Genomic DNA, 25,738 nt, shown 5'->3' with positions numbered 1-25,738 from the left:
CGGTTGTAGGGCCAGAGGTGGGCGCACTTAGGAGCAAATGATTATTCAGCCAGTGTGGCGCGGGTTGGCAGCCCTTCGCTATCGCCGATGGCCTGGATGGCCAGTGAGCCGATCTTGTTGCCGCGTTGTACCGCCTGGAGCAGCGTTTTGCCTTCCAGCAGGGCGCTTAGCGTCCCCACGGCGAAACCGTCTCCGGCTCCGACGGTATCTACCACGTTGGTGACTTTCACCGCCGGAACCGCGGCCTGGTCGCCCGCGGCGGTTTTAAACCAGGCGCCTTCGGGCCCGGTTTTGATGATGACGGCCTGAACGCCACGTTCCAGATAGAAATCGGCGATGCCTTCTGCGGTGGATTGCCCGGTCAGGATCTGGCCTTCTTTTAACCCAGGTAGCACCCAGTCGGCAGCACAGGCCAGCTTATTGAGCTGTTCGATCATCAGCTCGCGGCTAGACCACAGCACCGGGCGCAGGTTGGGATCGAAGGAAATGGTTTTACCCAGGGCGCGCATCTCGGCGGCGGCGAAATGACACAGTTCCAGCGATGGGCTGGAAAGGGCAGCGGCCACGCCGCTCAGATGCAGGTGACGCGCTCCGGCGAAATAGTCGCGGTTAAAATCGGCGGTGGACAGACGGCTGGCGGCGGAGCCTTTGCGGAAATACTCCACAGTGGGATCGGTTCCATCGGTGTTTTTAGATTTGAGCTGAAAACCGGTCGGATAATGGCTATCGATGGTTACCCCGCTGGCATTGATTCCTTCTTTTGCCAGCTGTTGCAGGGTAAAGCGGCCAAAGGAGTCATTGCCTACCCGGCTGACCCAACCCACGTTCAGGCCCAGCCGGGCCAGCCCAATCGCTACGTTCAGCTCGGCACCGGCGATGCGTTTGGTAAAGGTTTCCACCTCGGCCAAATCGCCGGTTTGCGCTGCGACAAACATCGCCATGGCTTCGCCCAGCGTGACGACGTCTAAAGGATGTTGCGTTGTCATCATGCCAGCTCCCCCCGTAACACATTCACATAGTGGCGGGTGACCGCCTCCAGATCGCTGCCTTGTAACGGGAACTCGATGCCGCGTGGGACGTCCTGTGGCAGACGGGCCAGCAGATCGCGCCAACTGCCGTCGGTATCATCCAGGGCAATTGCACGCCAGCCGCGTGGTCCAAGGGTTGCGGCCTTAACATGAATATAGCCAACGTGTCTGGCCAGCAGATCGGCGGCGGCCAAGGCGTCTTGCCCTACCCAATGCCAGTTGGCCATATCGAAGGTCATGCCGACCGGTAATTGGCTTGCTTGCGCCGCGTAGAAGAAGGCATTCAGCTGCGACAGGATGCCGCAGTCTGGCGTTTGGTCGTTCTCGACCACAAGTTGAGTGGCAGATTGCCCCAGCGCTATTTTTAACTCAGTGAAATCAAAGCCTGGCTTATAGTGGCCTAACGCGAGCTTGAGGCGGCTGGCTTGCAGGATCTTCGCCTCCGCCAAAAAGGCCGGCAAGTTCGGGTTCAGGGTACTCTGTGGCGTAAACAGTGACTCAGGAGCGGAATACACAGCGGACAGTTGGTGCTGTTGCAGGGCCAGTGCCAAGGCTGGCAAATCGTCCAATTCCTGCGGGGAGAGGAGTTCGCGGCGGATTTCCACGCCGTCGGCTCCGGCTTGGGCGATAAGGGGTAATAACGCCGCCTGCCCTCCTAGCTGCTGAACCTTATCGTTGCCGTAGGCACTGGTCACTACAATAATCTGTTGCTTCATATCTGGCTCCTGAGATGGCTAGTCCACCACCGTAACTGAGGTATTCACGGTAAATGGAACCGGTTCCATTGAAAAGCAGCAGAATGCAGAACTATGATCGCAATCACGGAGTTGGCTGAAAAACGTTCGCTCATGAATTATCGTACTTGTCAGCTAAGGCGACACGGTTTCCCCTCACCCCAGCCCTCTCCCACAGGGCGAGGGAGCCAGTTCGGTGTTGTGGTGAGCTAGGTATAACTGAGTGATACCGGTTTTTTTATTCACTGGAGGTCAGGTAGACGGACAAAATATCAGGTAGCGCGGACAGTTCCCTCTCCCTGTTGGAGAGGGTGAGGGGCATCACCGGTCAACGCTGGGTGGAGCCGCGTACGATTAACTCACCGGAAAATAGCTGTTCGCTAACGGGAGCATCCATACCCTGGATACGCTGCACCAACAGCTCCAGCGCGGCATGCCCTATCTGGTAGGTAGGCTGCTTCAGCGTGGTGATGCCTACCCCGGCCAATTCGGCCCATTCCAACTCATCAAAGCCCAGCAGGCCAATATCGTTGCCCCACTGCATACCCAAATGGCGCATGGCGCGTGCAACTTGCAGCGTCAAGGCACCGTTGGCCGAGATCACCGCTTTGCGCATACCGCGATGGCGGGTGTTGAAGGTCTGTAATACGGTTTCCAACTTTTCGGCGTCGTTAAGCGGGGTCTCAGCCTGCTCGGCGGACAAATCGGGGTGGTTGGCCATGGTCTGGCGAAAGGCGTGCAGCCGCTCAAGCCGGGTATTCACGGTGCCAATCGGTTCACTGAGGAACAGGATCGCCTCGAACCCCTGTTGCAACAGGTGCTCCGTCGCGGTAGTGGTGGCCTCATGATTATTCAGACCTACCACATCGCAGGCGAAATCGGGGATTTTACGGTCGATCAGCACCATCGGCAGCATCGACTGTTGCAGCATGGAGAGCGCATCTTCACGCATCCCGACGGCGTTCACCACGATCCCTTCCACCCGGTAGCTGCTGAGCAACTGGAGGTAATGCTGTTCCTGATTGACTTCATTATTGGTATTACATACCAGCAGGGTAAAGCCGTGCTGGCGGCAGGCGGCTTCGATACCGCGCATGACGTGAACGGAATAGGGATTGGTGATATCGGCAATGATCAGGCCAATCAGCCGCGTCTGGCCCCCTTTCAGGCTGCGGGCCATCTGGCTTGGGCGATAGTCGAGTTGCTGGATCGCCAGCTCGATGCGTTGTTTCAGATCGTCGGAGAGCAGGTGCTGTTCACCATTGAGATAGCGCGACACGCTGGTTTTGCCGGTTTGGGCGTGTTTTGCCACATCACTGATGGTGGCGCGCCCTGAGGCACGCGTTGCTTTATCACTGCTCACAGCCGATCTCCCCTGCGGTTCAATGCCAAGGAGACTAACACACCAAGCCTAAAGCCGGGAATGACCCATATCAGGATGTGGGCTGCGGCAGGAAATGCGAACTGGCGGGGCCGAGGCCCCGCACGGTTTTATTGCAGCGGGCTGAGGGTGATCTCAACGCGGCGGTTCTGCGCCTTGCCTTCGGTGGTGCTGTTGGAGGCAATCGGGTTATCCGGACCGGCGCCGGTCGAACGGATGCGGTTGGCGGCGACCCCTTGGGTGATCAGCGCGCTGGCTACGCCGTCTGCACGTTGCTGGGACAGCGTCATGTTATGGGCGCGAGCCCCGGTGCTGTCGGTATAACCCACCACGTTGACGGCGGTTTTTTCGTATTCTTTCAGTACCATCGCTACGCCGGTCAGGGTATTGGCACCCGCCGGTTTCAGCGTGCTGCTGTCGGTATCGAAGGTCACGTTGTTCGGCATGTTCAGCACGATATTATCGCCCTGACGGGTGACGCTAACGCCGGTACCTTTCATTTTGTCGCGCAGCTTGGCTTCCTGCACGTCCATGTAGTACCCGGCACCGCCGCCCAATGCGGCACCGGCTGCGGCGCCGATCAACGCGCCTTTACCCCGGTCTTTTTTCGATGAAGAGATCATGCCGATACCGGCACCCAGGGCTGCGCCAACGCCAGCGCCAATACCGGATTTACCGGCCTCTGACTCCCCGGTGTAAGGGTTGGTGGTACAAGCCGATAGCGTCATGGCAACGGCTACCGCACCAGCAATTATCGCAATGCGTTTTTTCATTGGTAGTTCCTTTAATGGCAGGGATATCTGCGTGCGCGACTCCAAGCTGGAGGCGCTAAATCATCGGCAATCAACCGCGAGCGCCCAACGGGCCGCGTTCCTATGACGTGCCTTCTGGCCAGCAGTTCCGCAAAAAATCGTGACAAATTATGAACCTGTAAAACAGGCGGGAAGGTAACCGCCAAATCGTCGCTTGGGAACCAGAACAAACTGAATTAATGCAGGAGGGATTGATCTTTCGGACAAGTCGGGGCGAAGCGTTTCGCCCCGAAGAGATTCGGTTAGCCCAGCACTTCACCATTGCTGGCGATCACCCGGCGATACCAGTCAAAGCTCTGTTTTTTCGAGCGGGCAAAGGTGCCGGTGCCATCGTCGTGCTTATCCACGTAGATAAACCCGTAGCGCTTGCTGTATTGCCCGGTGGTGAATGACACGCAGTCAATACAGCCCCAAGGGGTAAAGCCCATCACCTCAACGCCGTCGTCGATCACCGCTTTTTTCATCTGCTCGATGTGCGAACGCAGATAGGCGATGCGGTAATCATCGTGGATCTGGCCATCCGCCTCAGGCAAATCCCGCGCCCCAAAGCCATTTTCGACGATAAACAGCGGCTTTTGATATCGCTCATAGAGGATATTGAGCGTATAGCGCAACCCTACCGGATCGATCTGCCAGCCCCAGTCGGACGCTTTGACATAAGGGTTCGGCACGCTGCCTTCAAAACCGGACAGGGCAGTACCCGCACCGATGGAGTCCGCCTGCACCGCGTTGCTCATGTAATAACTCAGGCCGATGTAGTCTGCGCAACCTTCGCGCAGGATCTGCTCATCTTCCGGCTGCATCTGGATGTAGTAACCCTGGCGCTCCCATTCGTGCAGAATGTAGGACGGGTAATAGCCGCGCATATGCACGTCGCCAAACAGGAAGCGTTCACGCATCGCCTCTTGGGCATACATCACATCGTCCGGATTACAGGAGAACGGATACAGCGGCACCATGGCGATCATGCAGCCAATTTGCAGGTCCGGGTTGATGGCATGCCCCAGTTTGACCACCTGCGCACTGGCGACGAACTGATGGTGCAGCACCTGGTACATGCACTCTTCCGGGTTCGGCTCCTGGGTGAAAATCACCCCGGAACAGCAATAACCAAACAGCGGGGTCTTCCAGTTGCGCTGGTTGTTGATCTCGTTGAAGGTCATCCAGTATTTCACTTTGTGCTGGTAGCGAGCGATCACCACTTCGCTAAAGCGCACAAAGAAATCAACCACTTTGCGGTTCTTCCAGCCGCCATACTCTTTCACCAGATGCCACGGCATCTCGAAGTGGGAAAGGGTGATCACCGGCTCAATGCCATATTTCAACAGCTCGTCAAACAGGCTGTCGTAGAACTGTAATCCTTCTTCGTTCGGCTCCAGCTCATCCCCCAGAGGGAAGATACGCGACCAGGCAATCGAGGTACGGAAGCACTTGAAACCCATTTCGGCAAACAGCGCGATATCACCTTTGTAACGGTGATAGAAGTCTACCGCGTCGTGGTTGGCGTAGTGATAGCCTGGCTGAATGCCGTCGGTGATCACGCGATCGACTCCGTGGGCACCGCTGGACAGCACATCGACGATGCTTGGGCCTTTACCGCCCCGATCCCAGCCGCCTTCAACCTGATGCGCCGCTACCGCGCCGCCCCACAGGAAATCATCCGGTAACTGTCTTTTCATAATACTATTTCTCTTATCTAGATGAATTTAGGCCATTTCTGGCTTGCTGAGCGGTGCCGTTGGTGCAGGCTGTTCTTCTTTGAAGCCGACGATATAGGTCAGCACCGCTCCCAGCACAAACGCCACGCAGATGGACAGCAGGAAGCCGAGGAACTGCGGCATATGGCCTTCTTTAAAGAACACCGGCAGTACGGCAATCCCCGGCAGGCAATAGCTCCAGGACACCGCATTGAAGGCCCCGGCAATCGACCCGCCGACCGCACCGGCGACACAGCCACAAATCATTGGGCGCTTGAGCCGCAGTGCCACACCGTAGATAGCCGGTTCCGTGATGCCAAACAAAGCGGTCATGCCCGCAGACAACGAAACGCGCTTCATTTCCGGGTCTTTGGATTTTAAATAGACGCCCAGCACGGCACCCGCCATGGCAAACACCGGGGAGGCTTGTAGGCCGGTAAAGGTGTCATACCCCAGCGTGGCATAGTTCCCCACGGTGACCGGTGTGATCCCCCAGTGTACGCCCAGCGTCACCAGTGGCATCCACAGAGCGCCCACCACCGCTCCGGCGATGGAGGGGCTCAGGTGATACAGCGTGTTATAGACGCCGCCGATGGCACCGCCAATCATGTTGCCGATCGGGCCAAAGGCCAGCAGCGTCAGCGGTACCATGATCGCGATACAGAACATCGGCGTGAACAGGTTACGGATCACCAGCGGCAGGATGCGTTCAAAGAAACGCTGCACATAAGACATGATCCAGACCATCAGGATGATCGGGATCACCGAGGCGGTGTAGCTGAGATACTGCACCGGCATGCCCAGGAAGGTGAGCGGATCGGCATTAATCGGGATACCGGCCACTTCGGCCAGCACCCTGGCAATCTGTGGATTGTTGACCGCTTCCTGCATCAAGGCCTGCATGGCCGGATCGGCAGAGTTTACCAACAGGATTTTATTGGCGGTGAGCATGTTCATATAGTCTGGGGAGACCAGTGCACAGGCGGCGATCACCGCAGTGAACGGATTGACGTTGAATTTTTTCGCGGCGGTGAAGGCCACCATCACCGGCAAGAAGGTGAAGCCGGTCCAGGAAACGAAGTTCAGAATGCGATAAGTACCGCTCGCCGGATCCATCCACCCCAAGGCGGCAAACAGCGAGATTAGCCCCTGCAACACCCCACAGGCCGCCAGTGGATACAGGAAGGGGGCAAAGATGCTGGAGATAATGTCCATCAGGCGGCTGACGATGCCGACGTTGGGCGCGCTGACCGATACGCTTTCATCCATATTGATCAGTTTGAGCACTTCCTGATAGGCATCATTGACGTGGTTCCCGATCACCACCTGCAATTGGCCACTGGATTCAATAACGGTAATAACGCCCTTGACGCGTTTCAGCGTGTCTTTATCGGCCTGGCTGATATCTTTTAAAATAAATCGCAAACGTGTTGCGCAATGTGTGACATTAATCACATTATTGTCACCGCCAATCAGGCGCACGATCTCTTTTGCCGAGTCAGCATAATTAATTGCCATCAACGTAACTCCATCTGTGGGGTACAGAAATATCGGGCTTTATTGTAAGTTTCAGAAGGTTCTAACTGGATAGTAGCAAACGGCGAGGGATTGTCACGATATAACAAAATAGCGTAATAGTGATTTGTCACATGTAAAAAACAGGGTGTTATTACGCCCATTTCTGGTAATTAAATTAATGACCAAGATTCTTGGCCAGTTTCTTGCCAATCGCCTCCAATATATACATCACCGGTACCTGGGTGGTGATATCGTACTCGCTGGCAATGCGGATTTGCGGCATGTGGTAAGAGAGATTAAAGTCCGCCATACGCGCCAATGAAGAGGTTTCACTATTGGTAATACTGATGATTTTGCAGTTATGCAGGCTGAATTGGCTGGCCAGTTTGAGCATTTCCGGCGTTTCACCAGAAACCGATAAAATAATCGCTACCGCGTTTTTATACATATCGCTGCTGATAGGATAATAAGGGTCGTCAATATAATTACTGAACTTGCCGACGTTAGAGAAAAAACGAGCGCCATACTTACCCAGCGTTCCCGATGTGCCCGCCCCAACAAAGATAATCCTTTCCGCTGCCGCAATATGTTCTGCCGCAGCGGTAATTAACTGTTCGAACTCATCGTTATTAATACTCTTGAAGAAGCTGACGATTTCGCTGACGCCAGAGGTTAACAGCAGCTTGTCTTCCTGCTCCAGATAGAGTTTAAAGCGAATGCGAAACTCCGAATAGCCACTGAAATTCATTTTCTTGCAAAAGCGTAACACCGTGGTGGTGGATACCTTGGCACTTTCCGCCAGCTCACGAATGGTCATATACATGACCTTGTCCTTATTTTTGATGACGTAGTTGTACACCATCAATTCGAGACCGTTGAGCTTGGATAAGGTGATGTGGGTAAACATACGGCATCTCGTCGACAAGGTTGGCTGCCAAAGTACCAGAAGCGGGCAGGGATGACAAAGCCCGCCCACGCTTCTTCAGGGATAGCGCAGTTCGGCGGCGGCCCAGTTCATGATCAGCGTATGGGCCTGAGTCTCTTTATTGAACTCGCGTTGTGCTTCACTGAAGCCAAGCTTGCGGTAAAAGGCACAGGCCCGCAGGTTCTGCTCGTACACTTCCAGGCTTAGCCAGCCGTGCAGTTGTTGCACGTGCTCCATCAGCGCGGCACCGACGCCGTGGCCGTGGAAGTGCTCATCGACAAACAGTGCGCCTATGAAGCGCTCATCCAGCACGCTGATAAACCCGACGATCTGCTGATCGTGCAGATAAACCCAGGTTTTGGCACGCGGCAGGTAGTTTTCACGCACTAACTGGGCGGTTTGCTGCCAATAATCGGCCGCAATAAACGGATGGGCATGGGTGGTACTAGCCAGCCACAGCGCCATCAGCGGCTCGATATCGGCCGGTTTGGCGGTGCGGATCATGCCTGACTCTGCCTTGGGTGGCAGAAGCACCCGGTAAGATGATCGTTCACCAGGCCGCTGGCCTGCATAAAGGCATAGCAGGTGGTCGAGCCGATAAATTTAAAGCCACGCTTTTTCAACGCTTTGGACAGGGCATCGGACTGTTCGGTTTTGGCGGGGACTTCACCCAGCGCCTGCCAGTGATTGAGCAGTGGCTTGCCGCTGACGAACTGCCAGATAAAGGTGACAAAATCCTCCCCGGCTATTTCCATCGCCAGATAGGCTTTGGCATTGTTGATGATGGCTTCGATCTTGCCGCGATGGCGGATGATGCCGCTGTCTTGCATCAGCGTGGCCACGTCTTGCTCGGTCATGGCGGCGATGCGCTGTGGATCGAAGTTGTGGAAGGCGCGGCGGTAGTTTTCACGTTTTTTCAGCACGGTGATCCAGGAAAGACCGGCCTGCTGGCCTTCCAGGCACAGCATTTCGAACAGCTCGCGTGCATTGGTGGTGGGAACGCCCCATTCCTGGTCATGATACTCAAGATATAACGGATCGGCGGTAACCCAACCGCAGCGTTCGTTGGCCATGCTGAGACTCCTGGTGCTGTGTTTATTTACAGTAATCATCGCTGGAAGCCGCCGGCTTGGCAACCCTTTGCACGATTTATCGTCAGCCAACTTGACGAAGTGTGAAAGCCAGCAATATTTACTACATGGCCATGGAGATAAAGGCCAACGATAAGAACAGTGATTTCCCCATTTTCTGGCTCTCAGGAGTCTATCTATGCCTCTGAAAATACAGGGCAAGCATGCTCCAACCGTGCTTGCCGTGGCGTTAGCTTTTTGCCTCAGTGCTACGGCACAGGCCTACGATCAGCTTTATGTGTTTGGCGATAGCCTGAGTGATACCGGCAATAATGGCCGCTTCACGTATGACAGTAATCAACATCAACTGTATGACGAAATCCTGGGTCAGCGCATCGGCGCTGCGCTCGAGGCGTCCGATAACGGTGGCTATAACTATGCTGCCGGTGGTGGCGTGGCCGTACCGGCACTCAATCCGGCAGACAATACTCAGGATCAGGTGCAGAGCTATCTTGCCCGAGTGAACGGCAAGGCCGACGGTGATGGTCTGTATATTCACTGGATTGGTGGCAACGATCTGGCCGCTGCGGCGATGAATGTCACCACCGCACCGGAGGTGGCCTTTACCAGCGCCTTGGCAGCGGCGACGCAGGTGCACGAGTTATTGAATGCCGGTGCCGGGACGGTGATCGTGCCGACGGTACCGAATATTGGCTCAACCCCGCAACTGATGGAACTGATTATCCAGCAGGCGCTGGGGCCGGTGCAGGGGGCGGCCATACAGGCGGCATATAGCAAACTCAATGCCCTGGTTACGCCGGATAACGCTTCGCGCCAGCAGGCCATCCATCAGGCTTTAGCTGCTGCTGCACAGCAGGCCAGCAGCAATCCACTGGTACAGCAGGCCATTGCTGCGCAGTTGAGCGCGGCTTTTGACAGTTTCAGTGCCCAGGCCGCTCAGCTTACCGATTTTTATAACCAGAGCGAAGATCGCCTGTTGGCTCAGGGCGGCGGCAATATCGTGCGCGTTGATGTCAATAAACTGTTCAGCGAGGCGATCGCCAATCCGGGCCAGTTTGGTTTTACCAACACCGCCGGTATGGCTTGCCCGACCGGCGTTTCCTCGGCGGTATGCAGTTCAGCTATGCCAGGCTTTAACAGCGAGCAGGCTTATCTGTTTGCCGATCATTTCCACCCAAGCCCGCAGGCCCACCAACTGATCGCCGATTATATTCAGGCGGTGCTGGATGGCCCGGCACAGGCGGTGGCACTCAACCAGGCCACTGCCGCCTTTGCGCGTGATAGCCGTGCCACGCTGGACAGTCGTTTTCAACAGTTACGTACTACCCAAAATCCGCAGGGGTCGTTGGGCGTGTTCGGCGGCTATGCCGGGCAACATTATGACTACTCCGCCAATACGGTTGCCGGGGATGGCGACGCCACCACGCATAACCTGACGTTGGGCGTGGATTACCAACTGACGGATGAGTGGTTGATTGGCGCGCTGATCTCGGGTTCCAACGACAATCAACAGCCTTCCAGCCGTTATGATTATAAGGCGCGTGGCGTGCTGCTTTCGGCCTTCAGCGCCCTGACGCTGTTCGAGCAGGGATGGGTCAATGCCGATTTGCACTATGCCAGCGTGAATTACGACGATATTAACCGCAGTATGCAGTTGGGTTCGCTGACCCGTACTGAAACCGGTGATACCGATGGTAAACAGTGGGGGGCACGCATCACGGTGGGGTATGACTTCCCGATCGCATCGTACCTGACCACCGGGCCGATGGCCCAGTTTGCCTGGGATTACAGTAACGTCTCGGGTTATAGCGAGAATGGCGACGACAGTACGGCAATGCGCTTCAACGATCAGACCTATCATTCGCAGATCGGCGCTTTGGGATGGCGATTGGATAGCCAGCTCGGGGTGGTTAACCCTTATGCCGAGGTAAGCTATCAACACCAGTTTGGCGATGGCGTTTACCGGGCTGGCGGTGGATTGAAATCGACCCAGACCTCATTTACCCGCGACAGCGCCAGCCAGGATAAGAACTGGATGGATGTGACCTTGGGGGCGAATATGCCATTGGGCGAGCGGGTGGCGGCGTTTGCAACGGTTTCACAGACCAGTGGCTTGAGTAGTGGTGAGCAATTTATGTACAACGTGGGGGTCAGCGCGCGCTTTTGAGGGCGGGTTTTATTCGAATTGCCGGTGTCAGACAGTTTGGCACCGGCAGAACATCGCAGGGTCTGCGATTATCATGATTAGCGTACGGAACCCGTTATACGGGGCTGTCAGCCCTGTTTGCCAATGCCTTGAGCAAGTCCTTCAACGAAAAAGTACAGTGCCTGACTGTACTTTAGTATAACTATCATTTGCCCCTGAAAGACATTATTGTTGCTGCATAAGAGCAAAGGATTTAAATATAAAAAAAACTGATCCCGTTTAAAGGATCAGGAGCCAATTTGGCCAACACCAGGGAAAGTTTTTTACATTATTATAAATAACAGGTTGTCTGTCAATTGTTCTCTCGCTCGCTAATCAACGAGTGGGAGGGCATTTTCGTGCCTGAAATATATAAAAAACGTATCAATCACGGTTGTTATCATTAGTTTTTCAGCTTTCATCCGCTATCAATAATCAGAAAGTCAGGGGTTAGCTGATATTATGTGATGCTTTTTGTCGGCTGTTAACATTTTTGGCCAGAAAAACACCGATCAAAAAACACTTCAGTAACTAAAAATTTACCACACAGACTTCCGGAAGCCCTTTGTTAACAGAGCGAAAAAGTCAGACGTTGATGTCCTGGGTTGCTGGTGGTTGAAAATTGTACAGTTATTTCATTAAATATATCAAGCAGTAAAATCATTATGGCGCTATTTATTAAAAGTTCACGGTTCCTCTTACTCACTATGAGTTTTGTGCTTTTTTTATGATAAAATATGGCTTCTATGCTGTGCTCTGACATTTGTAAAGGGAATTTCTATAAGGAGATTTTTTGTGTCGAGTTTATTCTTTAATAATGAATTTATTAACTCAGTCATAAAGCGTTATTTGGAAATGAATTTACGAGAGTATAACAGCATAAAGTACGCTTATGCGATTATGAGCAAAATAAACCCTGCTGATTTCGCTATAATTTCTAACAAGACAGAATGGTTTGAGTTTTATACCGCAAATAACTACCAGTTTATCGATCCGGTATTGATTACCACCTCCCGCCGAGTAACCCCTTTCTCCTGGGATGAAAATATCACGACCGGTTCAGGGTTAAATTACCCCAATATTTTTGATATGGCCAAACACTATAATGTCATCAATGGCTATACGTTTGTGTTGCACGATCATAACAATAATCTGGTGGTGCTGTCTCTTATTATGGATGACGCCTGTGATGAAAATATAGAAGAGATTATCAAAGAGAATCAACATAAACTGCAAATGCTGTTGATCACCGTGCATGATAAATTGACCACACTCTATCACGAACTGAATAACACCAGCGATGATGACAAAATCAACCAGAAAGCGCTGTTCTCCAGGCGTGAGAATGAGGTTATTTACTGGGCGAGCATGGGGAAATCCTATCAGGAAATCGCACTGATTTTGGGGATCAAGCTCACCACGGTAAAATATCATATCGGCAACGTGGTCAAAAAATTGGGTGTTACCAATGCCAAACATGCCATCAGGCTTGGCGTCGAACTGAAGCTCATCAGGCCGGTGCTTTCCGCTCGGCAATGAGAGCGGCCAAGAACTCAACCTTGTCTTCAGGCTGCTATCCAACCCGATCCCTCCTTAAACGGCCACGCAGCGCGCTTTTTTCTCGAAGATTGACACTTGATGCCGGATTCTGGCTGTATATCTTACGGTCAACGGGTATACTGACCCATTCTATTAAATCCACTTGTATCGCGTGCGAAATCAACATGCAAAAGTTTGATACCAAGACCTTTCAGGGTCTGATCCTGACACTACAGGACTATTGGGCGCGCCAGGGCTGCACCATCGTGCAACCGCTGGACATGGAAGTTGGCGCGGGAACCTCCCACCCGATGACCTGCCTGCGTGCACTGGGCCCAGAGCCAATGGCGACCGCCTATGTGCAACCTTCACGTCGCCCAACCGACGGCCGTTATGGGGAAAACCCGAACCGCCTGCAACACTACTACCAATTCCAGGTGGTGATTAAGCCATCGCCAGAAAACATTCAGGAACTCTACCTGGGCTCTTTGAAAGAACTCGGTCTGGATCCGACCATCCACGATATCCGCTTTGTCGAAGACAACTGGGAAAACCCGACGCTCGGCGCCTGGGGTCTGGGTTGGGAAGTGTGGTTAAACGGCATGGAAGTGACGCAGTTTACCTATTTCCAGCAGGTTGGCGGCATGGAGTGCAAACCGGTTACCGGCGAGATCACCTACGGTCTGGAACGTCTGGCGATGTACATCCAGGGCGTGGACAGCGTTTACGATCTGGTGTGGAGCAACGGCCCGCTGGGCGTTACCACCTACGGCGACGTGTTCCATCAGAACGAAGTGGAGCAATCCACCTATAACTTCGAATACGCCGATGTCGATTTCCTGTTCACCTGCTTCGAGCAGTATGAGAAGGAAGCGCAAACGCTGTTGGCATTGGAGAAACCGCTGCCGCTGCCGGCTTATGAACGTATCCTCAAGGCTGCTCATACCTTCAACCTGTTGGATGCACGCAAGGCGATCTCGGTTACCGAGCGTCAGCGTTATATTCTGCGTATTCGCACGCTGACCAAAGCCGTTGCCGAGGCCTACTACGCTTCCCGCGAAGCGCTGGGCTTCCCAATGTGTAATAAGAAGTAAGAGGCAGCTATGACACAACAGACTTTCCTGGTGGAAATCGGCACGGAAGAGCTGCCGCCGAAGGCTCTTCGCTCACTGGCAGAAGCCTTTGCTGCCAACTTTACTGCTGAATTGGACTCCGCTGGCCTGGAACATGGCGAAGTGAAGTGGTTTGCCGCTCCGCGCCGTCTGGCGCTGAAAGTGGCAGATCTGCGTGCAGCGCAGGCCGATCGTGAAGTTGAAAAGCGTGGCCCGGCGATTGCCCAGGCGTTCGATGCCGAAGGCAAACCGAGCAAAGCGGCCGAAGGTTGGGCGCGCGGCTGCGGGATCACTGTCGATCAGGCCGAGCGCCTGGTGACCGATAAAGGCGAATGGCTGCTGTATCGCGCCCATGTGCCAGGCCAAGCTGCCCAGCAACTGCTGGCGGGTATGGTGAGCACCGCGCTGTCCAAGTTGCCAATCCCGAAACTGATGCGCTGGGGCGATAAAGAAACCCAGTTCGTCCGTCCTGTGCATACCGTGACGATGCTGCTGGGTGCAGAACTGATCCCAGGCACCGTGCTGGGCATCGACTCTGCCCGCACCATTCGTGGTCACCGCTTTATGGGTGAGCAGGAATTCACTATCGATAACGCCGACCAATACCCGCAAATCCTGTTGGAGCGCGGGAAAGTGGTGGCCGATTATCAAACCCGTAAAACGTTGATCAAGCGTGATGCTGAACTGGCTGCACAAAAGATTGGCGGTAAAGCCGATCTGAGCGAAAGCCTGCTGGAAGAAGTCACCTCGTTGGTCGAATGGCCAGTGGTGCTGACCGCCAAGTTCGAAGAGAAATTCCTGGCGGTGCCGGCCGAAGCGCTGGTGTACACCATGAAGGGCGATCAGAAGTATTTCCCGGTGTATGACGCTGCGGGCAAACTGCTGCCGAACTTTATCTTCGTCGCCAATATCGAGTCGAAAGATCCGCAGCAAATCATCTCCGGAAACGAGAAGGTGGTGCGCCCACGTCTGGCTGACGCCGAGTTTTTCTTCAATTCCGACCGCAAGAAGCGCCTGGAAGACAACCTGCCGCGTCTGGAAACCGTGCTGTTCCAACAGCAACTGGGCACTCTGCGCGCCAAGACCGACCGTATCCAGGCCATGGCTGGCTGGATCGCTGGCCAGATCGGGGCAGACGTCAATCACGCTACGCGTGCGGGGCTGCTGTCGAAGTGCGATCTGATGACCAACATGGTATTCGAATTCACCGACACTCAAGGCGTTATGGGCATGCACTATGCACGCCACGACGGTGAAGCCGAAGACGTAGCGGTCGCGTTGAACGAACAGTACCAACCACGCTTTGCCGGTGACGACCTGCCGCAATCGTTGGTGGCCTGCTCGTTGGCGATTGCCGACAAGATGGACACCCTGGCCGGGATCTTCGGCATTGGGCAACATCCAAAAGGCGATAAAGATCCGTTCGCACTGCGCCGTGCTGCGCTGGGCGTGCTGCGTATTATCGTTGAGAAAAACCTGCCGCTGGATCTGCAAACTCTGACGGAAGAGGCGGTACGCCTGTATGGCGACAAGCTGACCAACGCCAAAGTAGTGGATGAAGTTGTCGACTTTATGCTGGGCCGTTTCCGTGCCTGGTATCAGGAAGAAGGCCACGCGGTGGATACCATCCAGGCCGTATTGGCGCGTCGTCCAACCAAGCCAGCCGATTTCGATGCGCGGGTAAAAGCGGTGACGCATTTCCGGACGCTGGAAGCCGCCGCCGCATTGGCCGCTGCCAACAAGCGCGTGTCCAATATCCTGGCCAAATCCACCGATACCCTGCTGGATCATGTCCACGCTTCAGTTTTGAAAGAACCGGCCGAGCTGAAACTGGCAACCCACCTGGTGGTGCTGCGCGATAAGCTGGAACCGTTCTTTGCCGAAGGCCGCTACCAGGAAGCGCTGGTTGAACTGGCTGCACTGCGTGAAACCGTGGATGCATTCTTCGACAGCGTGATGGTGATGGCGGAAGACGAAGCGGTCCGTGTGAACCGCCTGACGCTGCTGAGCAAGCTGCGTGAACTGTTCTTGCAGGTTGCGGATATTTCCGTACTGCAATAATGGCGTAAGGCCCAAGAAAGCGCCTACGGGCGCTTGAACAGCTCCATCGGGCTCACAAAAGTAGGGGCGCTGCATACGGCGCCCGTTTGATCTATTCTTGTAGACGCATGGAGGGCGGCAGACGGCATGGAATCTGAAAAAAGACACGTTTAAACAGGAGTTATGTCACATGGCTGTAGGGATCCAGAGCAGAAGTTTCGCGCGTTGGCTGGCACCGGTGTTGGCATTGTTGGTGGTTATGCAACTGACCGCCTGCGGCGATAAAGAGCCGGAGCAGCGCAAGGCATTCGTTGATTACTTACAGAATACTGTCATGCGCAGTGGCGTACATATCCCAACGTTGAGCGAAGATCAGAAACAGAAATTCGGTGCTTATGCCGGTGATTACGCCATTCTGGTGGGTTTTTCCCAACAGTTGAGCAAATCGGTAGAGGCCAGCCTGACCCCGGCGCTGGAGCAGGTTAATCAGATCCGCACCGCGCAGGACTACATGAGCAAGCGCGATAGCCTGCAACAGTCGATCGGCGCGTTAAACCTGCTGGGCCAGCAGATCCAGACCGCCAAGGCCCAGGCTGATACCGCGCATGCGGCGCTGAAACAGCCGGACGATCTGAAAGCGGTATACAACCAGGTGTATGACAAGATTGTCACCGCACCGGCCAATGCGCTGATGCCAGCAATCCCAACCACCGCCGGTTTTGTTCAAGACCTGGTACAGGTAGGGGACTTCTTGCAGGCTCAGGGCAATCAGGTGAGCTTCAGCAACGGCGGCGTGCAGTTTCGCACCCAGCAGCAGGCAACGCAGTACAACACCATGATGTCCAATCTGGTGGCCAAGCAGCAGGACTTGCTGAACGCACAGAAAACCGTGCAGGCGGTCATGCAGTAGCATTAAGCGTTATCGAGCATAGGGGGCCAATCTTTTGGCTCCCTATCTTACCTTCACAATGATGTTCCCTTCCCGCCATATACCCCCATCGCTTCAAATTACCCGTTCAGTTAATTACAGGTTTTCACCAGCACGCAGTCTCGCGTTGCGATCTTATCAATAGGTGTTGCTTGACGCGCAACAGCTAGTATAATGTTTCGTGTTGCGCAACGGGGGTGAGGGAGCATCTGATGATCAAGAGCTTTAAGCACAAGGGATTGCGGCAGTTTTTCGAAAAAGGCTCTACGGCTGGCATAAATACTCAACAGGTCGGCAAAATTCGTCTAAGGCTTGGCGTCATTGATGCAGCAAAGTACATCAGTGATATCGACCGTCCTGGTTATCAACTCCACCCACTGTCGGGTGACCGTGCTGGGCAATGGGCAATAACCGTAACAGGCAACTGGCGCATCACGTTTGAATTTATCGATGGTGATGCCTACATCGTCAACTATGAGGATTATCACTAATGGCTATGCATAACCCCCCTCATCCCGGCGAGATTATCGCTGAAACGCTGGAAGAACTGGGTGTTGGTATTCGCGTATTTGCCAGGGCGTTGGTGGTTGCACCCTCCACAGCACAGCGCCTGGTCGCAGGGAATGCGGCTGTTAGCCCAGAGATGGCGGTGAAGCTGTCAATTGTGCTGGGGAGTTCGCCTGAATTCTGGCTAAATCTGCAGGATAATTACAGCCTGTGGGTCGCCAAAAAAGCAGTCGATACTTCTCAGCTAAAGCGTTTGGTTGCAGCTTAACCTCTTCCGGGCGATGGATTTGTCCACTAGCCCGGAATGTTTGGCGGTGCAACTGTCGTATCCGCTCACCAAACTACTCCCGCGCACTTCTGTACTACACTTCAATTATTCATCACATCTCTTAATGTAGTTTTCTTTCACCCACACCATGGTTATTTCCCGACGGCATGGGTGCTCACAGGGAAGATGTCATTTCAGACCACGGCCCGGTGGTCATATGTAAAATAAATTGTGATTCATGTCACATTTTAAAAACAAACACGAGAGGGTGAAAGGTGACCTGCATCACGTTTCTGTCGTATTTGGCCGCTATTCCTTCTCATTGTGTTTTTTTTACACTGCATAAATGTGATGTATGTCACTAAATATGCCGGGGTATAGGGGCAATGTTAGTGACGGTGATCACAATAATTCCGTGAGGTTCGCGTAGTAAAAAGAGCGTGGTAGAGTCCGTTTCGCAAACAGCAGCAACAGGGCTAGATCGTTACAACAAATATCGCGCGCTCTTATTGTCAGCGCGTAACAATAGGGGTGTGTTTATGTTTTCACCAGATATTAAGGTTAAAGTGCAAAACTTTGGCCGTTTCCTGAGTAACATGGTGATGCCCAACATTGGCGCATTCATCGCCTGGGGTATCATCACTGCGCTATTCATTCCTACCGGCTGGCTGCCAAACGAGACGTTAGCCAAGCTGGTCGGCCCCATGATCACCTACCTGCTACCACTGCTGATCGGTTATACCGGCGGTAAACTGGTGGGCGGCGAGCGTGGCGGTGTGGTCGGTGCCATCACCACCATGGGCGTGATCGTCGGTGCGGACATGCCGATGTTCCTCGGTTCAATGATTGCAGGTCCGTTGGGCGGCTGGGCAATCAAACACTTTGACCGTTGGGTAGACGGTAAAATCAAAAGCGGCTTCGAGATGTTGGTTAACAACTTCTCTGCCGGCATCATCGGTATGCTGTTGGCCATCCTGGCCTTTATGGGTATCGGGCCGTTGGTCGAAGCCATTTCCAAAGTGCTGGCGGCTGGCGTGCATATCATGGTGGTCAACAACCTGCTGCCATTGACCTCGATCTTCGTTGAACCGGCGAAAATCCTGTTCCTGAACAACGCCATCAACCACGGTATCTTCTCACCGCTGGGCATCCAGCAGGCGACGGAAACCGGTAAGTCGATCTTCTTCCTGATCGAAGCCAACCCAGGCCCAGGTTTGGGCGTGCTGATGGCGTATATGTTCTTCGGCCGCGGTAGCGCCAAGCAGTCTGCCGGTGGTGCAGCGATCATCCACTTCCTGGGTGGTATCCACGAAATCTATTTCCCATACGTGCTGATGAATCCACGCCTGATCCTGGCGGTGATTCTGGGCGGGATGACCGGCGTATTCACCCTGACCCTGCTGAACGGCGGTCTGGTGTCTCCTGCTTCTCCGGGTTCTATCCTGGCGGTGCTGGCGATGACGCCAAAAGGTGCCTACTTCGCTAACCTGGCGGCAGTATTTGCGGCATTCCTGGTGTCCTTCCTGGTATCAGCTTTCCTGCTGAAAACCTCGAAAGTGAAAGAGGATGACGATCTGGAAGAGGCGACACGCCGTATCCAGGACATGAAAGCCCAGTCTAAAGGCGGTAGCGCGGTAAATGCCGCAGTAGACGGTGACCTGAGCACCGTGCGTAAAATCATCGTGGCTTGTGATGCAGGTATGGGGTCCAGCGCCATGGGTGCCGGTGTGCTGCGCAAGAAAGTGGCGGACGCAGGGCTGAAGAATATCTCGGTAACCAATAGCGCGATCAACAGCCTGCCGGAAGATGTGGATCTGGTGATCACTCACCGCGATTTGACCGAGCGTGCGATGCGTCATGCGCCGCAGGCCCAACATATCTCGCTGACCAACTTCCTGGACAGCCATCTGTACAGCGATTTGACTGCCCGTTTGGTGGCCGCTAACAAGACCAGCGAAACCGAGCAGAAGGTTATCGCTACCCTGGATGACAGCTTCGACGCCAGCGAACAGAACCTGTTCAAGTTGGGGGAAAACAACGTCTTCCTCGGCCTGCACGCCAGCGATAAAGAGCAGGCGATCCGCTTCGCCGGTGAGCAACTGGTGAAAGGGGGCTACGTCGAGCCAGAATATGTTCCGGCGATGCTGGCACGTGAAAAGCTGACCTCCACCTATCTGGGCGAATCCATTGCCGTGCCGCATGGCACCATCGAAGCCAAAGACCGCGTGCTGCGTACCGGTGTGGTGTTCTGCCAGTACCCGCAGGGCGTGCGCTTCGGTGATGAAGAGGATGAGGTAGCGCGTCTGGTTATCGGCATCGCGGCACGTAACAACGAGCATATCCAGGTGATCACCAGCCTGACCAATGCATTGGATGACGAAAGCGTCATCGAGCGGCTGGCGAGTACCACCAGCGTCCAGGAAGTGTTGGATCTGCTGGGCGGCAAGAAGGCCTGATAACAGGATCATTTTAAAGGGTGCAGCTTGCTGCACCCTTCGACATTAAGAAAGGGTGGAATATGAAAGCATTACACTTCGGAGCCGGCAACATTGGCCGTGGCTTTATCGGTAAACTGCTGGCCGACGCGCACGCCGAACTGACTTTTGCTGACGTTAACCAGACGGTGCTGGACGCGTTGAATCAACGCAAGAGTTACCAGGTACATGTGGTAGGCGAGCAGGCTCGCGTTGAGGATGTGAAAAACGTCAGTGCCGTTAACAGCGGCAGCGAAGACGCGGTGGCCCTGATTGCCGAAGCCGATATTGTCACAACGGCCGTTGGCCCGCAGATCCTGGCCAGAATTGCCGGGACGATCGCCAAAGGTCTGGTCAAGCGCCATCAGCAAGGCAATACTCAACCGCTGAACATCATCGCCTGCGAAAACATGGTGCGCGGCACCAGCCAGCTCAAGCAGCACGTGTTCGACGCACTGCCGCAGGATGAGCAGGCGTGGGTTGAGCAGCATATCGGCTTTGTCGATTCCGCTGTAGACCGCATTGTGCCGCCAGCAGAAGCGGGCAGTAACGATCCGCTGGAAGTGACGGTAGAAACCTTTAGCGAGTGGATTGTCGATCAGACCCAGTTCAAGGGCCAACCTCCTGCCATCGCCGGCATGGAGCTGACCGATAACCTGATGGCGTTTGTTGAGCGCAAGCTGTTTACCCTCAACACCGGCCACGCAATCACCGCTTACCTGGGCCAGCGCGCCAAGCTGCTGACCATCCGTGATGCGATCCTGGACCCGGTTATCCGTCAGGTGGTCAAGGGCGCGATGGAAGAGAGCGGCGCGGTGCTGATCAAGCGCTACGGTTTTGATGCCGACAAGCATGCCGCCTATATCAACAAGATCCTGTCCCGCTTCGAAAACCCGTATCTGCATGATGACGTAGAGCGCGTGGGCCGACAGCCGCTGCGCAAACTGAGCGCGGGCGATCGCCTGATCAAGCCGCTGTTGGGCACGTTGGAATACGGTTTGCCACACGCTAACCTGATTAAGGGGATTGCCGCCGCCATGAGTTATCGCAGCGAACAGGACCCACAGGCACAAGAGCTGGTAGACTTGCTGGCAAAACTGGGTCCAAAAGCCGCGCTGGCGCAAATTTCCGGTTTGCCGGTCGACAGCAAGGTTGTGGAAGAGGCGGTTGCTGTGTATAACGCCTTGCAGTAAACGCTGTGATATCAAACCAGTGTAAGCAAACCCGTACCCTTACCCCACGGATAAGGGGTAGGGTGAGGGGGCAGGGGATCTTTGCCCCTCGCTCAGGCTCACTCCCGGTGATTAACCGGGAGTGTCCGGACACCCAGGCGATTCGAAAAGCGAAGATGATCGAGACCCAGGCATTTGAAAACAAGGTGTTGGAAAAGCTGAACGCAGGCAAGACGGTGCGCAGTTTTCTGATTGCAGCGGTCGAGCTGCTGGCAGAAGCGCTAAACGTCCTGGTGGTGCAGGTTTTCCGTAAAGACGACTATGCGGTGAAATATGCCGTCGAACCGCTATTGTCTGGTGCTGGGCCGCTTGGTGAGCTTTCGGTACGCCTGAAGCTGATGTATGGGCTGGGAGTCATTTCCCGCCACGAATATGAAGACGCCGAACTGCTGATGGCGATGCGTGAAGAGCTGAATCACGACGGCTCGGAATACCGCTTTATTGATGATGAAATTCTTGGTCCGTTCGGTGAGCTGCATTGCGTCAGCGCCTTGCCGCCGGTCCCCACGTTTCTACAGCCCGGCGAGGCGGATGAGTCACTGATCGCCATGCAACACCAGCGTTACCAGCAGATGGTGCGTTCGACCATGGTGCTGTCGATCACCGAGCTGCTGGCGGAGATCGGTGCCAAACAGCCCTCTCGCCTCTCCCCGCTCGGTGCTCAAAAGCCTTAAGCCAGCAGCGCCCGCCACTCGTCAAACAGCAGCCATAACGCGGTGGTTGCCATCAAACCTGCCATCACACCGTTAAATAGCCGCAGCTTCCAGGTCACCCGCAAAGCGTGGCGTAGCCGATCGCCCATCACTGCCCAGATCAAGATGCAGGGGATATTCACTGCGGTGAAGCCGGCAATGGTTAACAGCGTTTGATGCAGTGATGCTCCTTGATGGGGCGTAAACAGGATCGCCACGTTGATGGCCATCAGCCAGGCTTTCGGATTCACCGCCTGGAACAAGGCACCGCCAATAAAGCGCATTGGCCGCGCCTGTTGTTTGGCATCCGGTGAAGCCGCCTTATACAGTTTCCACGATAGCCATAGCAGATATGCACAGCCCATCACTGCCAGCGGAAAACGGATGGCGTCAGCCCAGTTCAGGATCAGCGCCAGCAACAGCGTGGTGAGGGCTAGCTGTGTCGCACAGCCCAGGCTGATGCCAAACACCATCGGCAAGGTACGCCGCAGGCCGAAATTGACACCGGACGAGGCCAGCAGCAGGTTATTGGGGCCAGGGGTAATCGACATCACGGTCACGTAACTGATAAATGCGGAGTCCAGCATGAGGTTTTCCATACATGATTGGGAAGATCACCAGCATAAGGGCTGTCGATAGATGGTGACAGAACCAGAAATAAGCTATTGTCATGGTTACAGTTACGTTGATTTTAAACTGTACCCATAGCCTGGAGAGAAACTGTGACCCTGCTCGACGAGATCCCGGAAACCCGCTACCTGCAACTGGCGGAAACGTTGGCGGCAGCGATCCACCGTGGCACCTTACCGCCTGGTAGCCGCCTGCCTTCGGTGCGTCGTTGCGCACAGACTCACAGCGTCAGCATCAATACCGTGGTGGCGGCCTATCGCCAGTTGGAAGATCGGGGGTTGATTGAAGCGCGTCCGCAGTCCGGTTTTTACGTGCGAGCGACCTTGCCTGCGTTGAAAACGGCATCGGCCCCCAGTACCCGGGTCGAACAGCCGGCAGATGATGTGCTGGCTTTAATCGATACGGTTTTTGCCGCCCAGCAGAACCCGGCCTTCACCAATCTGTCGCTCGCCTGTCCGCAGACGGTTGATTTTTATCCTGGCGGTAAACTGGGGCGGATGTTGTCATCACAGCTGCGCCGTCAGCCTAACCTGATTGGTCAATACGCCTTACCGCCGGGCAGCCTGCGGTTGCGCCAACAGATCGCCCGGCGATCGATGACGCTGGGCATGTTGCTGGAGCCGAGCGACATCACGCTGACGCACGGTTGCATGGAAGCCTTGCAGCTGGCGCTCAGGGTGACGACCAAACCGGGCGACTGCGTGGGGCTGGAGTCTCCGACCTATTTTTACCTGTTGCCGCTGCTCGCTAGCCTGGGGCTGAAAGCGTTGGAAATTCCCACCGATCCGCAGCACGGCCTGTCGCTGGATGCGCTGGAGTTGTTGCTTGAGGAGAAACGGCTCAACGCGGTCATTGCCATGCCGACAATCCAGAATCCATTAGGCTGCACCATGCCGCTGGCAGCGAAAAAACGCCTGGCACGCTTGATGAACGATCATCAAGTGCCGCTGATTGAAGATGGGCTGTATGCCGAGCTGCAATTTGGCAGCGCGCTCAGCCCGGCGGTAAAGGCATTTGATCGCGATGGCTGGGTGCTGTTTTGCTCCAGCTTCACCAAAACGCTGGCACCGGACTTTCGCATCGGCTGGGTGGTCGGTGGGCGCTTCAATGAGGCTTTGCGCAAGTTGAAGGCGGTCTCTTCGATGGCCGAGTCGCACTTGCTGTCGGAAACGCTGGCGATGTTCCTGGAGGCGGGGGGATACGATCACCACCTGCGCAATTTGCGTAAACGCTATGCGGCACAGGTGGAAGAAGCCAGAGCGCTGATTGCCCGCCATTTCCCGCGCGGCACCAGGGCCACGCAGCCTGCTGGTGGGTTTGTGTTCTGGGTAGAGTTCCCGCCCGGGGTGGATACGGTGGCGCTGTTCCATCAACTGCTTGATGAGCAGATCTGCCTGACGCCCGGCACGCTGTATTCCCCGAGTGGGCGTTATCATAACGGGCTGCGGCTTTCCTGCTGCTACCCGTTTAACGCCCGCTATACCCAGGCGCTGGCGCGGGTGGGGGCAAAAGCCTGTGAGATGAGCGGTCTGCCGGCGGGAATTGCGCAAGCTGAGGAGTAACCTGCCGCGCATTTTGCTACACTAGCCCAATATTTTTTAAGCCAAAGAACAAAACAGGCCAAAGACGATGAAAGAGAAAGAAAAAGCCGAGATTAAGCGCCTGAGCGATCTGCTGGACGCCCTCAAGCATAAAGACACCGCGGTGATCCAGCAGGGTAACACCGACCTGATTGCGCAACATCTCAAAGAAAAAGAGAAGCTGGCGACCGAGATTGAGCGCCTGAAAAACGTGCGTGTGGAAAAACTGAGTGCGGAAGCGCAAAAGTTGAGCCAGCTACCGTTCAGCCGTGAGATCACCAAGAAAGAGCAGGCGGATATGGGCTCGCTGAAAAAAAGCGCCCGTGGCCTGATCGTGGTGCACCCAATGACCGCACTTGGCCGCGAAATGGGCCTGAAAGTGGTTACCGGTTACGCTAAAAAAGCCTTCTGATCGCCCCCTCACCCCAACCCTCTCCCATAGGGAGAGGGAGCTGTCCCGAGCGCGTGGTAAGCCCGCGCAACTTCGGAAAGTAGGGGGTTCAGAACAAGAAAGGCAAGGTATTACGCAAAGTCATTAACGAGCTCGATCGGTCCCCTCTCCCTGTGGGAGAGGGGGCATTCAGGCCTTGGTCGTGAAATACGCGCAGGTCTGGTAAGGCACCGTGAGCGTCTCCTTCCCCCGCAGTTCCTCTTCCTCTGCCACCAACTGGCGGAGCTGTTCGATCACCCGTTCCTGCTGTTGCGGCGGCAACGCGGCAATAAAGCTGGTGGATCGTACGCGGTTATAAATCACATCTTCCGGCGTGCCACTATGCCCCAGCATAAACACTTGCTCCTGTAGCTGAGCAAAGCCAGGGTATGGGAACAGTTTGCGCCATTCACCGGTATAAAAACGCGGCGCATCCCCTTCGTGGCGATCGACGATCTGATTGATCTTGCGTACCCAGCCAACGCGCGCGTCGCGCATATTCCACACCAGACCCAGCTTGCCGCCAGGTTTCAGCACGCGCTGAATTTCCGCCAACGCTGAGCGTGTGGCAAACCAGTGAAAGGATTGCGCGCACACAATGGCATCTACCGACTCATCCGGCAGCGGTATAGACTCGGCGGTACCGGCCAGCGTTTTCACCTGAGGAAAGGCCGCTGCCAGCTTTGCCAGCATCTGCGCCACGGGTTCAACGGCGATGACGTCGGCACCGGTTTCCAGCAAGCGCGGCGTGAACTTGCCGGTACCTGCGCCTAAATCGATGACGGCCTTACCGGGCTGTAATTCAAGCGCATCCCGCAGCCAATCGGCGATCTCCGCCGGATAATCCGGGCGGCCCAAAACGTAACGATCCGCATTGGCCTGATAGCCGGTCGCGGCCGCGTGATGAATGGAGTGAGGTGATGTAGCCATAACGC

Annotated in this window: 23 protein-coding genes; 12 read left to right on the top strand and 11 right to left on the bottom strand. The window is 55.0% G+C overall.

Annotated features, from left to right (window positions below; genetic code table 11):
• Positions 1-41: 41 nt before the first annotated feature.
• The 9 genes from ACRDCA_RS23280 to ACRDCA_RS23240 form a co-directional block, all read right to left on the bottom strand.
• Positions 42-986 carry a sugar kinase gene (locus tag ACRDCA_RS23280; RefSeq protein ID WP_438691697.1) on the bottom strand — a complete coding sequence of 315 codons (945 nt, stop codon included), beginning with the start codon at positions 984-986 and terminating at the stop codon, positions 42-44.
• Complete coding sequence (locus ACRDCA_RS23275) at positions 986-1,744, bottom strand: sugar phosphate isomerase/epimerase (protein ID WP_438691657.1); 759 nt, start codon at positions 1,742-1,744, stop codon at positions 986-988. Before ACRDCA_RS23275 ends, ACRDCA_RS23280 begins: the two co-directional genes overlap by 1 nt.
• A 346-nt stretch (positions 1,745-2,090) precedes the next feature.
• On the bottom strand, positions 2,091-3,125 hold the full coding sequence (locus ACRDCA_RS23270) for a LacI family DNA-binding transcriptional regulator (protein ID WP_438691656.1): 1,035 nt from the start codon (positions 3,123-3,125) through the stop codon (positions 2,091-2,093).
• A 128-nt stretch (positions 3,126-3,253) separates the two neighbouring features.
• Entirely contained in the window at positions 3,254-3,916 is a 663-nt protein-coding gene (locus tag ACRDCA_RS23265; protein ID WP_438691655.1) for an OmpA family lipoprotein, read from the bottom strand.
• A gap of 281 nt (positions 3,917-4,197) precedes the next feature.
• A complete protein-coding gene (locus tag ACRDCA_RS23260; RefSeq protein WP_438691696.1) occupies positions 4,198-5,637 on the bottom strand; it encodes a 6-phospho-beta-glucosidase in 1,440 nt (479 codons plus the stop codon).
• Positions 5,638-5,661: 24 nt separating this feature from the next.
• Positions 5,662-7,170: a PTS transporter subunit EIIC gene (locus tag ACRDCA_RS23255; protein ID WP_438691654.1), complete on the bottom strand. Its 1,509-nt coding sequence runs from the start codon at positions 7,168-7,170 to the stop codon at positions 5,662-5,664.
• Between the two features lie 175 nt (positions 7,171-7,345).
• A complete protein-coding gene (locus ACRDCA_RS23250) occupies positions 7,346-8,077 on the bottom strand; it encodes a MurR/RpiR family transcriptional regulator (RefSeq protein ID WP_438691653.1) in 732 nt (243 codons plus the stop codon).
• A 75-nt stretch (positions 8,078-8,152) separates the two neighbouring features.
• Positions 8,153-8,599: an N-acetyltransferase gene (locus tag ACRDCA_RS23245; RefSeq protein WP_438691652.1), complete on the bottom strand. Its 447-nt coding sequence runs from the start codon at positions 8,597-8,599 to the stop codon at positions 8,153-8,155.
• Complete coding sequence (locus ACRDCA_RS23240) at positions 8,596-9,168, bottom strand: DNA-3-methyladenine glycosylase I (RefSeq protein ID WP_438691651.1); 573 nt, start codon at positions 9,166-9,168, stop codon at positions 8,596-8,598. The genes ACRDCA_RS23245 and ACRDCA_RS23240 overlap by 4 nt, the downstream gene beginning before the upstream one ends.
• 196 nt (positions 9,169-9,364) lie before the next feature.
• Between ACRDCA_RS23240 and ACRDCA_RS23235 the strand changes: the two genes are divergently transcribed.
• From ACRDCA_RS23235 to ACRDCA_RS23190, 10 genes are all read left to right on the top strand, one after another.
• Entirely contained in the window at positions 9,365-11,353 is a 1,989-nt protein-coding gene (locus ACRDCA_RS23235) for an autotransporter outer membrane beta-barrel domain-containing protein (RefSeq protein ID WP_438691650.1), read from the top strand.
• Positions 11,354-12,166: 813 nt separating this feature from the next.
• A complete protein-coding gene (locus ACRDCA_RS23230) occupies positions 12,167-12,910 on the top strand; it encodes a helix-turn-helix transcriptional regulator (protein WP_438691649.1) in 744 nt (247 codons plus the stop codon).
• A gap of 185 nt (positions 12,911-13,095) precedes the next feature.
• Positions 13,096-14,004: a glycine--tRNA ligase subunit alpha gene (glyQ, locus tag ACRDCA_RS23225; RefSeq protein ID WP_438691648.1), complete on the top strand. Its 909-nt coding sequence runs from the start codon at positions 13,096-13,098 to the stop codon at positions 14,002-14,004.
• A gap of 9 nt (positions 14,005-14,013) precedes the next feature.
• Positions 14,014-16,083, top strand: coding sequence for a glycine--tRNA ligase subunit beta (gene glyS / locus ACRDCA_RS23220; protein ID WP_438691647.1), 2,070 nt, complete (start codon positions 14,014-14,016; stop codon positions 16,081-16,083).
• 169 nt (positions 16,084-16,252) lie between these two features.
• The gene (locus ACRDCA_RS23215) at positions 16,253-16,972 is read left to right on the top strand and encodes a DUF3053 domain-containing protein (RefSeq protein ID WP_438691646.1); all 720 of its coding nucleotides are present in this window, start codon (positions 16,253-16,255) and stop codon (positions 16,970-16,972) included.
• 230 nt (positions 16,973-17,202) lie between these two features.
• A complete protein-coding gene (locus ACRDCA_RS23210) occupies positions 17,203-17,481 on the top strand; it encodes a type II toxin-antitoxin system RelE/ParE family toxin (protein WP_438691645.1) in 279 nt (92 codons plus the stop codon).
• Complete coding sequence (locus ACRDCA_RS23205) at positions 17,481-17,765, top strand: HigA family addiction module antitoxin (RefSeq protein WP_438691644.1); 285 nt, start codon at positions 17,481-17,483, stop codon at positions 17,763-17,765. The genes ACRDCA_RS23210 and ACRDCA_RS23205 overlap by 1 nt, the downstream gene beginning before the upstream one ends.
• 539 nt (positions 17,766-18,304) lie before the next feature.
• On the top strand, positions 18,305-20,221 hold the full coding sequence (locus ACRDCA_RS23200; RefSeq protein WP_438691643.1) for a PTS mannitol transporter subunit IICBA: 1,917 nt from the start codon (positions 18,305-18,307) through the stop codon (positions 20,219-20,221).
• Between the two features lie 62 nt (positions 20,222-20,283).
• On the top strand, positions 20,284-21,432 hold the full coding sequence (locus ACRDCA_RS23195) for a mannitol-1-phosphate 5-dehydrogenase (protein WP_438691642.1): 1,149 nt from the start codon (positions 20,284-20,286) through the stop codon (positions 21,430-21,432).
• Between the two features lie 155 nt (positions 21,433-21,587).
• Positions 21,588-22,145: an MltR family transcriptional regulator gene (locus ACRDCA_RS23190; RefSeq protein WP_024483278.1), complete on the top strand. Its 558-nt coding sequence runs from the start codon at positions 21,588-21,590 to the stop codon at positions 22,143-22,145.
• Here the strand turns inward: ACRDCA_RS23190 and ACRDCA_RS23185 are convergent.
• Positions 22,142-22,750 carry a LysE family translocator gene (locus tag ACRDCA_RS23185; RefSeq protein ID WP_438691641.1) on the bottom strand — a complete coding sequence of 203 codons (609 nt, stop codon included), beginning with the start codon at positions 22,748-22,750 and terminating at the stop codon, positions 22,142-22,144. The two genes, ACRDCA_RS23190 and ACRDCA_RS23185, sit on opposite strands and share 4 nt — an antisense overlap.
• A gap of 135 nt (positions 22,751-22,885) precedes the next feature.
• Between ACRDCA_RS23185 and ACRDCA_RS23180 the strand changes: the two genes are divergently transcribed.
• Together ACRDCA_RS23180 and ACRDCA_RS23175 are read left to right on the top strand one after the other, a co-directional pair.
• The gene (locus ACRDCA_RS23180) at positions 22,886-24,355 is read left to right on the top strand and encodes a PLP-dependent aminotransferase family protein (RefSeq protein WP_438691640.1); all 1,470 of its coding nucleotides are present in this window, start codon (positions 22,886-22,888) and stop codon (positions 24,353-24,355) included.
• A gap of 67 nt (positions 24,356-24,422) precedes the next feature.
• Entirely contained in the window at positions 24,423-24,785 is a 363-nt protein-coding gene (locus ACRDCA_RS23175) for a YibL family ribosome-associated protein (protein WP_025122213.1), read from the top strand.
• A 168-nt stretch (positions 24,786-24,953) separates the two neighbouring features.
• Here the strand turns inward: ACRDCA_RS23175 and ACRDCA_RS23170 are convergent, their stop codons facing one another.
• Positions 24,954-25,733 (bottom strand): class I SAM-dependent methyltransferase, encoded by a 780-nt coding sequence (locus ACRDCA_RS23170; protein ID WP_438691639.1) that lies wholly within the window; start codon positions 25,731-25,733, stop codon positions 24,954-24,956.
• Between the last annotated feature and the right edge of the window lie 5 nt (positions 25,734-25,738).

The sequence above is a fragment of the Serratia sp. (in: enterobacteria) genome, from assembly GCF_051654945.1.
Classification (GTDB): Bacteria; Pseudomonadota; Gammaproteobacteria; order Enterobacterales; family Enterobacteriaceae; genus Chania.
Note: the sequence above shows the minus strand (reverse complement) of the source record. Positions and strands in the feature narration are given on the sequence as shown.